Source organism: Micromonospora sp. NPDC048835, assembly GCF_040649995.1.
Classification (GTDB): Bacteria; Actinomycetota; Actinomycetes; order Mycobacteriales; family Micromonosporaceae; genus Micromonospora.
In genome coordinates, this window is record NZ_JBEZGM010000027.1 from 12,603 (window position 1) to 24,214 (window position 11,612).

Genomic DNA, 11,612 nt, shown 5'->3' on the forward strand with positions numbered 1-11,612 from the left:
CCGGTGCTCGTCACGATGCCCCCGGCGCTGCCGGGCTACGCTGGCTGATGTGACTTCCCGCGTTCCCGTGCTCCTGTCCAGCTCGTCGGTGTTCCCCGAGCCGACCGCGGCGGCGTTCCAACTGGCTGCGGCGCTCGGCTACGACGGCGTCGAGGTGATGGTCTGGACCGACGTGGTAAGCCAGGACGCGGGCGCGCTGCGCGGCCTCTCCACGCACTACGGGGTGCCGGTGCTCTCGGTGCACGCGCCCTGCCTGCTGGTCACCCAGCGGGTGTGGAGTCCGGACCCGTGGGAGCGCCTGCGCAAGGCTGCCGAGTTGGCCGAGACTCTCGGCGCGCCGACAGTCGTGGTGCACCCGCCGTTCAGCTGGCAGCGCGACTACGCGCGTAACTTCGCCGAGGGGCTGGCCACCGTCGCGGACCGGTTCAGTGGGCTGCGCTTCGCGGTGGAGAACATGTACCCGGTGCGGATGGCGGGTCGCCAGTTCGTCCCGTACGTGCCCGGCTGGGATCCGACCGACGCCGGCTACCCGTCGTACACCCTGGATCTGTCGCACTGCGCGGCCTCGCACAGCGACCCGCTGGAGATGGCCGACCGGATGGGCGCCGGGCTGGCGCACGTGCACCTCGGTGACGGCACCGGAGAGGGCCGCGACGAGCACCTGGTGCCCGGGCGCGGCACCCAGCCCTGCGGGGAGCTGCTCTCCTCGCTCGCCGGGCGGGGTTTCACCGGGGCGGTGGCGGTGGAGGTCGCCACCCGGGGCGCGAAGAGTCGCGCGGTGCGCGAGGCGGACCTGCGCGCCGCGCTGGAGTTCGCCCGCCAGCACCTGACCGCGTCGTCACCCGTCGACGCCTGACCTGCCCGCCCACGATCGGGCGGTGGCGGGGTCAGCTCACCGGTGAGAGGGAGTCGACGGCGGAGGTCGGCTGCGGGGCGACGGTCACCTGCTCGCCGACCGCCGCCCGCTTGCGGGCCCGGTGCGCCGCGACGTGCGAGCGGGTGGCGCAGCGCTCCGAGCAGAACCGCCGGCAGCAGTTGGACGACGTGTCCAGGTAGACGTTGCCGCACCGCTCGTCGGCGCAGACCCCGAACCGGGCGCTGCCGTACTCGCAGAGCCAGACCGACAGCCCCCAGGCCGCGCCGGCCAGGTATTCGGCGCTGACCGAGGCACCCCGGCTGGTCACGTGCATGTGCCAGTCGCTGGAGTCGTGCCCGGAGATGCGCGGCTGCACCGGGAACGCCTCGAGCAGCGCGTTCAGCTCGGTGACCGCCTGGGCGTCGCGCCCCGAGGTGCCGTACTCGAAGACGTCGCGCAACCGCTTCTGCGCCCGGCGGAAGATGGCGACGTCCCGGTCGGCGACCTCGTCGCGCATCCAGGCCTGGTCGTCGCTGAAGAGGGCTCGCAGGTCGTCGAGGTCGTCCAGGCGGGCGTTGACCAAGTCAACGCCGGTCCGGGCGTACGCGTCGAAGTTCACACCACAACGGTAGACGACTCAGTGGGTGCGCGGCGCGTCGATGTAGTGCGGCAGGAACCGCGCGTAGCCGTCGGTGATCAGACTCGCGCTCTCCCGCACCCCCAAACCGGCCGACTCGCCGTCGACGATCCAACTGCCAAGCACCGTTCGATGACCGGCGAACTGCGGCAACGCCCGGAACTCCTGGTAGCACCAGCCCTCGTCGCCGTAGATCCCCGGGTTGGTGATCTCCTCCTCGGCGGTGACGATGCGTACCGAGCCGCCCTCGCGGCCGAGCAGCGGCTTGGCGACGTACTCCGGCATGCCGCGCGGCGAGTCGAGGTACGCCGGGAGCAGGTACTCGTGACCGGGGTACAGCTCCCAGAGGACCGCGAGCAGCGCCTTGTTGGAGAGCAGCAGCTTCCACGCCGGCTCGATCCAGGTGGTCGGGGTGCCCGGAGCCAGGGCAGCCGGCCCGTACGGCTCGGCGAGCATCCACTCCCACGGGTAGAGCTTGAAGCAGGTGGTCACCGGGCGGTCGTCGGCGTCGACGAAGCGCCGGCCGTCCCAGCCGATGTCCTGGATGGGTTGGAGTTCGACGTTCAGGCCGGCCTGCCGCGCGGTCTCGGCGAGGTAACCGGCGGTCATGTGGTCCTCGCCGGACTCCTCCTCGTTCGACCAGAGCACGTGCACCAGGGGATCGTGCAACCCCGCCCCGATCTTGGCCCAGGCGCCGACCAGCCGCTCGTGCAGGCTGTTCCACTGGTCCAGCTCGGGGCGGGTCTGCTCCAGCCAGTACCACTGGATGATGCTCGCCTCGACCAGGGCGGTGGGGGTGTCCGCGTTGTACTCCAACATCTTCGGGGGCCAGGTGCCGTCGTACGCGAGGTCGAAGCGCCCGTACAGGGTCGGTGGCGCCTCCCGCAGCGACCGGGCCACCGCCTCGGCCGCCCACTGCGGGATGCCGAACTCGGCGTACCGGCGCTGCGCCACCACGTGCTCGGCGGCGGCCACCGACATCCGGTGCAGCTCCTCGGTGGCCTCCTCCAGCCGCAGCACCTCGTCCAGGTCGAAGGCGTACGCGGCGGTCTCGTCCCAGTACGACATGATCCCGCCGTCGGGCAGCTCGGTGTCGACGTAGACCAGCCCCTGCGACCGGATGGTGGCGTCCCAGTCCGGTCGTGGTGTGACCGTCTCGCGGCGCACGTCAGCCCCCGCAGGAGGCGAGGTGGGTGCCGAACCCGCCGCGCTCGGGCAGGGCCGCTGTGGTCGGCTCCGGGGCGGTGCGGCCGGCGGCCGGGTCGCTGACCCGCATCGCCAGCGCGACGGTCCCGCCGCCGCCGACCGGCCCGAGGGCGCAGTCGTCGTCATCGTCGTCGTCCGAGGTCATGTTGCAGCCGGAGAGGGCGAGCGCGAGAGCGGTGAGCGCGCCGAGCTGCACGGAGGCCGACCGGAGTCGGCGGTGGGGGCGGGGGCGTTGGTCCACGGCATCGTTGTAGCTGATCCGCGCCACCGCCGCCGCCCCGCCCCCACGTCGAGGTGGCCCGGCCGCCCCTCGGCGAGGCCCCTGGCAGGGGCGTTACGCTCGGCTCATGCTCCGTTCCGTCATCCTCGCCGCCTCCCGGTCATCCCAGGTCGAGCGGCTCGTCGCGACAGCCCCGTACACCCGGGACGTCGTCCGCCGGTTCGTTGCCGGCGCCGCCACCGACGACGCGTTGCGCGCGACCCGCGGGCTCGTCGACGACGGCCTCGCGGTCACCCTCGACCACCTCGGTGAGGACACCGTCCGCCCCGAACAGGCCACCGCCACCCGGGACGAATACCTGAAGCTGCTGAAGATGCTCGGCGCCGCGGGGCTCACCCCGGCCGCCGAGGTGAGCGTGAAGCTCTCCGCCCTCGGTCAGATGTTCGACGAGCAGTTGGCGTACGACAACGCGCGGGCGATCTGCGCTGCGGCCGACGCGGTGGGCACCACCGTCACCCTGGACATGGAGGACCACACCACCACGGATTCGACGTTGGAGGTGTTGAGCCGGCTGCGCAAGGACTTCCCGTCGACCGGCGCGGTGCTCCAGGCGTACCTGCGTCGGACCGAGTCGGACTGCCGGGAGCTTTCCTCGGCCGGGTCGCGGGTGCGGCTGTGCAAGGGCGCCTACAAGGAGCCGGAGTCGGTGGCGTACCAGTCGGCCCGTGAGGTGGACAAGTCGTACGTCCGCTGCATGAACATCCTGATGTCCGGCGACGGGTACCCGATGCTCGCCACCCACGACCCCCGGATGATCGCCATCGGTGAGGACCGGGCCCGGTGGTTCGACCGGGGGCCGGAGCGCTTCGAGTTCCAGATGCTCTACGGCATCCGCCCCGAGGAGCAGGCCCGGCTCGCCGGCGAGGGCTACACCGTGCGCACCTACGTCCCGTACGGCGACGAGTGGTACGGCTACCTGATGCGCCGGCTCGCCGAGCGCCCCGCCAACCTGGTCTTCTTCGGCCGTGCCCTGATCTCCAAGAAGTAACGTCCCCGGTTCGGCAGGCGGGCCGGCGGCGACCTTCGGGTCACCGCCGGCCCGTTTCGCGTCTCCGGCTTGCCAAGTTTGGCTAAGTGGCTTAGCTTTAGGGCTATGACAGCTAGCCAGGTGCGGCGGGACGGCGGACACATCGCGTACGAGGTGCGGGGCGACGGCCCGTTGGTCGTCCTCGCGCACGGCATGGGCGAGGACAGGGCGAGCTTCCGGCACCTCGTGCCCCTGTTGGTGGCCGCAGGTCACCGGGTCGCCTCGGTCGACGTCCGGGGGCACGGCGAGTCCAGCGCCGGCTGGCCCACGTACGCCCCGGCGGAGGTCGGCGCGGACCTGCTGGCCGTGGTCCGTGACCTCGACTCCGGCCCGGCCGTGCTGGTCGGCAGCTCGTCCGCCGCGGCGGCGGTGGTCTTCGCCGCCACCGACGCGCCCGAGCTGGTCAGCGGCATCGTGCAGATCGGCGCGTTCGTCGGTCAACCGAAGCTCAACCCGATGCTGCGGATGGCGATGTGGTCCGTGCTGCACAGCCCCCGACTCTTCGGGATGTTCCACAACACCCTGTTCCCGGTGCACCGACCCGTCGACGACGCGGCCTACCGTCGCTCCATGGTGGCCAAGCTGCGCGAGCCCGGCCGGATGGCCGCTACGCGCGGCGTGATCGCACCGGCCGAGCCGCACTGGACGGCCCGCGCCCCGCAGGTGCGGCAACCGGTGCTGGTGCTGATGGGGTCCAAGGACCCGGACTTCCCCGACCCGGGGGCCGAGGCCCGCGCCGCCCGGCGGCTCTTCCGCACCGCCGAGGCCCGCATGATCGTGGAGTCCGGCCACTACCCGCACGCCGACCAGCCGCAGCGCACGGCCGACGAACTGCTCGCCTTCCTGGCGGTGTGCGCCGGTGCCTAGGGTCGGCCTCAACCAACAGACTGTCGTACGCGAGGCCGCCCGGCTGGCCGACGAGGTCGGCTTCGCGCAGCTCACCCTCGCCGCGCTCGCCAGCCGGCTCGGGGTGGCGCTGCCCAGCCTCTACAAGCACGTGCGGGGTGCGGACGCGCTGGCCCAGAAGCTCGCCGTCCTGGCCACCGCCGAGTTGGCCACCGAGATGACCACCGCCGCCGTCGGTCGCTCCGGTGGGGACGCGCTCCGGGCCATGGCTGACGCCTACCGTGACTACGCCCACCGGCACCCCGGCCGCTACCCGGCGACGCAGCGGGTGCCCGACCCGGCCGACCCGGAGCACATCGAGGCGGGCGAACGCGCAGTCAACGCCATCTTCGCGGTGCTGCGCGGGTACGGGCTCACCGGTGACGACGCGGTGGACGCGACCCGAGCGCTGCGCAGCGCCCTGCACGGCTTCGTGACCCTGGAGGCCGCGGGCGGCTTCGGCCTGCCCCGCGATGTGGACCGCTCGTACCACCAGTTGGTCGCGAGCATGGACATCTCGTTCCGCTCCTGGCCGCGCACCGGCGGGTGAGCGAGTGGTCGGGCCGATCGGCCCGGGGCGGCCTCGCCGTACCCAGGCAGTGGTCGTACCCTTCGGCGGGTGACTGACGAGGTGCAGCAGCCAGCACCACGGCGCCTCTGGCCGCTGTGGACAGTGCTCGTGGTGGTCCTCCTGCTGTTGGGCTGCGGTCTGCCCGCGGCGATCGTCGTCGGGGTGATCCGCGAGACAGGCGCGCGCCCCACGATCAGCCGGGCCGGTGCCTCGTCCTCCGACGACCCGGCCACCGCCGTGGCCCGCGGGTTGTCCGACCGGATCACCGCCCAACTCCACCGGCAGTCCGCGGCACTTCTCGGTGGCGACCGCGCCGGGTTCCTCGCCGTCGCCGACCCCGCCGCCCACTCCGACCTGCGCCGACGCTTCGCGGCGCTGAGGGCGCTCAAGGTGACCGGCTGGCGGGCCGAGCCGAGTGGCCTGCCCGTGCCGATCATCGGCAAACCCGGCGAGTGGCGGATGCTGGTGCGCTTCCAGTACTGCTTCGTCACCCCGAACTGCCGGACCAGCACCGTGCTGATCGGCACCCGCTGGCGGGAGAACGGCGACCAGCCCCGGATGGTCGCCATGGAGGAGTCCAAGTCGGTGGAGACCGGCACCCGACCGTGGGAGATCAGCGACCTGGCGGTCGCCGTCGGCGCGCGGTCCATCGTCGCCACCACCCCGGCCCTGCGCGGCAAGCTCCCCGGCCTGCTCGCCCAGGCCGAGGCGGCGGCGAAGGTCGCCGACGGGTACGCGGTGACCGGCTCACCGCCGGACCGGTACCGGATCTTCTACGCCGGGCGCACCGAGTGGCAGCGCTGGTACGGCGGGGAGCGCCCGGAATGGACCGGCGGTTACGCGGTCACCGTGGGCGGCGGCCACCACGAGGTGGTGCTCAACGCCGAGGGGCTCACCAACAGCGGCACCGACGACCTGCTGCGGCACGAGCTGACCCACGCGGCGTCGTTACCGGAGCGCGGCTACCCGGGCAAGCTCACCTGGTGGTTGGTGGAGGGCCTGGCCGAGTTCGCCGGTGCCGGCGGCCAGGCGGTCGACAGGTACGAGGGGATCGCCGACGTCCGCAAGATGGTCAGGGGCGGCTGGGATGGCAAGTTGGAGGGCGTCAACCCCGCCGACGACGCCTCCGCCGAGCGGGTCGCCGGCAGCTACGGCATCGGTTACCTGGCCGTCCGGCACCTCATCGACAGGTATGGGCCGCTGCGGCTGCTGACCTTCTTCAAGACGGTCGTGCACGACGGCAGGACCATCGACGAGGCATCGGAGAAGGCGTTCGGTGAGCAGTGGTCGACGCTGCACGACGAGTGCGTGGCGTACATCCGCGCAGCCGCTGGCTGACGCGGCTCGGTCGATCGCTGTGGCGGTGGGTCGGGCCGAGGCCCGACCCACCGCCGTCGTTCACCAGCCGGTGGCGATCGACGATCGGGTACCGAGGGTGCCGTTGGCCGCCCCCGGGTACATCCAGAGAATGCCCGTCGCGTTCTCCCGGGCGAGGATGTCGGGCTTGCCGTCCCCGTTGAAGTCGGTCATCCCGAAGGAGGTGTAGTTCGTCCACTGGATGCCGACCTGGGTGATGGTCCGCGCCTGGAGGTCGTACACGCGCAGCAGACCGGTGTCGATCTCCCGCCCGTACATCTCCGGCGTGGTGTCACCCACCACGTCGGCCACACCGAACCCGGCGTACTGCCCGTCCCAACCGTCGCCGACGTCGATGCGGGTCAGCTTGCCACCTGCCAGGTCACCCGGGTAGACCCACATATCGTTGGTCGGGCCCGCAGTGAAGACGTCCTGGTAGCCGTCCCGGTTGTAGTCGGCCACCCCGAACGGACGGAAGGTGCACCACCCGGTGCCGTAGGACGTGGGCGTGGGGCTCAGGTCGTCGGCGGTGCCCAGGAACACCTGTAGGTCACAGGTGACGTTGTCCCGGACGATCACATCCTGGTAGCCGTCGTGGTCCATGTCCGCGATACCGAACGAGGTGAACTGGCTCCACCCCGAGGAGATCAGCCGGGGTGAGGTGAGCTGGTTGTTCACCTTCCGGTATCTCCACAAGCTGCCGATGGTGTCCGTCGCGTAGACGTCGGTCTGCTTCGTGCCGGTGCCCGGCGGAGTCCAGGTGGTGGCGCCGACCGGGGTGAGCGAACCGCTCTTCGTGACGTTTGTCGCCCCAACCTGGGTGGGGGTGAGTGCCCGCTTCCACACCTGCAGATTGCTGAGCATCCCGGAGTAGTGCGCCGTGGCCGCGCCCTGGTACTTGTAGCGGCCCACCACGAACTTGCCGGTGCTCGGCCACGTCGGCGTGGCTTCGTACTTCGCGCTTCCCTTGATCACCCCATTGACGTAGAGCACGATCGTCCGGGTCTCGGCGTTGTAGGTGCCAACCAGGTGCGTCCAGACCCCCAGCGCCGTACCGGCCGGCGCCACCACCTGGGCGTACGACCAACCGCTGTCGGCGTTGCCGAGACCGAACCGCCAGGTGTTGTCACTCTGGTTGTTCCAGAGCAGGAAGCGCGACGCGTTCGCGCCGTCCTCGCTGGCGATGACACCGCCGGCGGCCGTGGGCTTGGCCCATACCGAGATGCTGAACGACTTGCTCGTGTCGATCAACCGCTCTGCATTGGTGAGCGCGGTCTTGTTGATGAAGTTGACCTTGGTCGCGGTCGCATCGGTGTTGAGTACGACGACCTTTGGGAAGAGCTCACCGGTGCGCCAACTCGCACTCGTTCCCGGCGTTTCCACCGAAGGATCGGTCACCTCGACTCCAAGCGCCTTGCCGCCGGAGATGTCGATGGCAGTGCTGACGGTGCTGTTGTCCTCGGACACCGACTTGTCGTCGAACTGCCAGGTGTGGTCGGAGGTGACAAGCGTCTGCCTCGGCTGGGCGGTGATGGTGGCAGTGCCCGTCTGGAGATTGGTGACCAGCCAACCGGTGGTGACCGCACCGGCACCGACAGTCCAGAGGTCCGGGAGGCCGTCGCCATTGATGTCTCCGGCGCGCAGGGTAAGCGCTGTACCGGTGTTCCAGCCGCCCGCCGCCAGGATGCGCGCGGTGTACGTGAGCTGCCCGGTGTTCTCGTTGTAGGCCAGGTCGGACCACAGGTGCAGTGCGCCGCTGGTCCGGTTCCACAGGAACATGGCAGCACCGCTGCTGGCCTGTGCGGTGGCGATCGTCCAGTTGTTCCAGTCAGCGCCGCCGGTCGGTGTCAACGCCCCAGTGGAGAATCCGCCAGAGAAGAAGCCGGTGCCCGGCGCGCTGCGGTAGTAGCTCAGCTGGTATCCCCTGGTGGCATCTCCGCTGGTGCCGATCAGGTCCGGGAAGCCTTGGTTTTCGGATCCCCGCCCCTCACCGGCGTTGGCCAGTTGGATCGGCGACCGGCCGTATTCGTCATGCACGTTCTGCTGATCGAAGCTGGTCTGGACGCCGCTCCGTTCGGGCATCAACACGGACCCGTCACCGTTGCCCGCGAGGACGCCACCGCCGCCGGCATTGACTCCCGCTGGGTAGTAAATCAGCACGTCCTGGAGGTTGCCGCCGGTAAACCGTCCGGTGAGCACCTGACCGCCGTCAAAGTCCGCGGGAGAATTGACGCCGACCCCGTTGCCATGCGCGCCCATGTCGCTGATGCTCGGGTTGACCCCAGCCAGACCGTTGTTCTTGGCCAGCCAAAGGCCGGGCTTGAGGCCGTTGACCGAGCCGACGGTGAGCAGGTCTGCCCTGCCGTCGCCGGTCAGATCGCCGTCCGGTGCCACCACGGGTGAGGGATCAGCGTTGAAGGGTAGTGTCGCTGTCTCACCGAAGTTCTGTCCCCCTGCGGTGACACTGGTGACCGAAATCGTGTTGGTGAACCGGGTTGGGATGACCTCGAAACTGGTGATACCGCTCGGGTCGGTCTTGATGCCCTGCGGCGGTGCCGCGTTCAACTGGTAAGCGTAGTTGGTGGGACTGGTTCCGCTGATCGGCGGCTTGACCGAAATGGTGATCGGCTGCCCGATCGTTGCCGGCCCCTCAAGATCAGCGATTACCGGTGGTCCGGCGCGGGTGGCGTCGAAGGTGAAGCGGCAGGTAGCTGACCAGTTGCTCGACGTTTGGAAATCTGTCGTCTGAACCTTCCAGGTGAATGTCGTCGCGGTGCCAAAGCTCACGCCGTCCACCACTCCCGAGGCCCCGGCGAGGATGGACCTTGGCACGATCCATACCGCAGTGGTGCCGGAGGAGTATGTCAGCGAATTGGGATCGGTCGACTTTATGAAGGTCTGGGTTCCGTTGGCATTCACCTTCGACAAGCTGAAGGTCACGCCGAGGGTGCCCTTGTTGGGGTCGGTCACCGGCGCATAGAGGGAGACGGCGGTGTCACCGACCACCGTGGGGCTCGCCGCAGTGCAGGCTGTCGCAGGAGAGGTGCTCAGCCCGGTCGGCGCGGCGGGGGCGTGGTTGTAGCGGATGGTCAGCGTTGGGCTGGTCTCCAGGAATTCCTTCCAACTCTCGGTGTCGCTGGCCTCGTTGGCGGCGACCATCCACAGGGTGCGGGTCGACCTCTTGGCGGTGACGTCAGCCTTGATCTGCCCAGTGATGTCAAAGGAGACGCCTGCGGCACCGCAACCGCTGTAGCCGTACGCGAAGCTCTTGCTGGCGATGGCGCTGCCCTTGCTCACCCCCTCCCAGTCATCCCAGTTGGCATTGCTGGAGCTCAAGGTGGTGCCTGGGCCGTAGATGTTGACGGTCTTGTCGGTGCAGCTCCAGGATCGGGTGTTCGTGATCTTGAAAAATGCGTCCGCGATCTCGGCGCCGGCGAGGGTGGCGTACGGGACGGGGAAGTTGATCAGAGTGTTCGACCGCTGACTTCCCGAGTTGCCGACCTGCATCCGACCGATGGGGTCTGGAGTGTTCTTCCAGTAGTTGGTCGACTGGTGCTGGTAGGAGATCGAGGCCCAACCGCCCATCTTGGGGCCGACAGGCGTCCAGTTGAAGGTGGGGTCGATGTAGAGGGGGTACACCGCCGCCGGGTCATGCAGCAGCGTTCGGTCCGGGGTGAGCCGCAGCTTTCCGGCACCGATCTGGACTGCGATCGGGGCCGTGCGCGCGCCGCGACCGGGTCCGCCCGGGGTGGAAACGGTCCCTCGTTCACTGGTGCCAGCTCTTGCGCCCGCATCGCTGGCGGAATCCCACATCGCGGGGGCGGGCGCGGTGATCACCGTCCGGCCGCCACGATCGCGCCCGGTGATGTTGCCGGCCGGATCGGCTGTCAGCGCGACGCCCTTCGTGGTGGTGGCGAGGTCGAGGGCCGCCAGCCGTGGATTGGCCGCAGCCTGTCGGTTCTTGACCACGAAGACGTGCGAGAAGGAACCCTCGGAGTCGACCCGGACGGTCAGGTCGACCCCAGGCAGCACCTCGGCGTACGTGGCTGTCGGCCCCGACAGGGTCGGTGCCGGCAGAGTCAATGGGGCGGTGACCGACAGTGCGCGGTCCCCGCTGGTCATCTCGGCGAGCGGTCCACCGCCACCGGCGGAGACGCGGATCGGGTTGGTGGTGACGGTCGCCGTGATGCTGCCGTCGGCGTTTCGGACCAGGGTTGGGTCCAGGTCCTTCCAGGTGCCGTTCACCCTGGTGCGGGTGGGTACGGCCGACTCGGTCAGCTCCATCATTCCGTCCGGGCGGGCGGTGTAGGTCGTAGTCGACGTGCGGGCGCCGGTCGCCTCGACCGGCTTGCCGGTCCGTTTCGCCTCGACCATCGCCCGCTCGACGCTGAGTGACCCACTTGCCGACTTGGGTGAGGGCTTGCTGGGCGCGGCGGCAGCCGGAGTCTCGGGCAGGAACGTGGCTGGGGCGGCCAGGACGAGGCTTGCGGCCACCCCTGTGGCTAGCGCTCGTCTGGTTGTCCATGGCCTCGGTTGAGGACCGATTTTGAGCATGGAAAAGGTATCTCCCCCGTGAGTGAAGCCGGCGGACGCGGAGCACGTCCGTAGGGCGGCCACAGTGAACCAGTACCGGGGCAGCCGTGGGACGGGCGACCTCATAGGCAGTTGTCCCTTTCGGACTCACTGCAACGCATTTGCGGCTGTGACAGTCGTCATTCGTTATCGCACCGTTACCTTCGGTGGTAGACGACATGAAACATTGTTCGCGCCACGGGGGTGCGCGACGAGACACCC

The 11,612-nt window shown here is 69.7% G+C and carries 9 protein-coding genes; 5 read left to right on the forward strand and 4 right to left on the reverse strand.

Translation table 11 applies throughout. The features are described from left to right. Positions 1-49: 49 nt before the first annotated feature. On the forward strand, positions 50-856 hold the full coding sequence (locus AB0C15_RS26140) for a sugar phosphate isomerase/epimerase (protein ID WP_357356156.1): 807 nt from the start codon (positions 50-52) through the stop codon (positions 854-856). Positions 857-887: 31 nt separating this feature from the next. Here the strand turns inward: AB0C15_RS26140 and AB0C15_RS26145 are convergent, their stop codons facing one another. Genes AB0C15_RS26145 through AB0C15_RS26155 form a run of 3 tightly spaced genes read right to left on the reverse strand, consistent with a single transcriptional unit; the run spans position 888 to position 2,940 of the window. Beyond that, complete coding sequence (locus tag AB0C15_RS26145; protein WP_357356158.1) at positions 888-1,475, reverse strand: CGNR zinc finger domain-containing protein; 588 nt, start codon at positions 1,473-1,475, stop codon at positions 888-890. A gap of 18 nt (positions 1,476-1,493) precedes the next feature. Then, positions 1,494-2,660, reverse strand: a complete 1,167-nt coding sequence (locus tag AB0C15_RS26150; RefSeq protein ID WP_357356160.1) for a glutathionylspermidine synthase family protein — start codon at positions 2,658-2,660, stop codon at positions 1,494-1,496. A 1-nt stretch (position 2,661) separates the two neighbouring features. Continuing rightward, positions 2,662-2,940 carry a hypothetical protein gene (locus AB0C15_RS26155; RefSeq protein ID WP_357356162.1) on the reverse strand — a complete coding sequence of 93 codons (279 nt, stop codon included), beginning with the start codon at positions 2,938-2,940 and terminating at the stop codon, positions 2,662-2,664. A 106-nt stretch (positions 2,941-3,046) separates the two neighbouring features. Between AB0C15_RS26155 and AB0C15_RS26160 the strand changes: the two genes are divergently transcribed. From AB0C15_RS26160 to AB0C15_RS26175, 4 genes are all read left to right on the forward strand, one after another. After that, a complete protein-coding gene (locus tag AB0C15_RS26160) occupies positions 3,047-3,967 on the forward strand; it encodes a proline dehydrogenase family protein (protein WP_357356165.1) in 921 nt (306 codons plus the stop codon). 105 nt (positions 3,968-4,072) lie between these two features. Next, positions 4,073-4,873, forward strand: a complete 801-nt coding sequence (locus AB0C15_RS26165; RefSeq protein WP_357356167.1) for an alpha/beta hydrolase — start codon at positions 4,073-4,075, stop codon at positions 4,871-4,873. After that, positions 4,866-5,441, forward strand: a complete 576-nt coding sequence (locus tag AB0C15_RS26170) for a WHG domain-containing protein (protein WP_357356169.1) — start codon at positions 4,866-4,868, stop codon at positions 5,439-5,441. Before AB0C15_RS26165 ends, AB0C15_RS26170 begins: the two co-directional genes overlap by 8 nt. A 69-nt stretch (positions 5,442-5,510) precedes the next feature. Beyond that, positions 5,511-6,800 (forward strand): hypothetical protein, encoded by a 1,290-nt coding sequence (locus AB0C15_RS26175; RefSeq protein WP_357356171.1) that lies wholly within the window; start codon positions 5,511-5,513, stop codon positions 6,798-6,800. A 60-nt stretch (positions 6,801-6,860) separates the two neighbouring features. On the opposite strand, the gene AB0C15_RS26180 is transcribed toward AB0C15_RS26175, so the two are convergent. Continuing rightward, the gene (locus AB0C15_RS26180; protein ID WP_357356173.1) at positions 6,861-11,312 is read right to left on the reverse strand and encodes a LamG-like jellyroll fold domain-containing protein; all 4,452 of its coding nucleotides are present in this window, start codon (positions 11,310-11,312) and stop codon (positions 6,861-6,863) included. Positions 11,313-11,612: the final 300 nt, after the last annotated feature.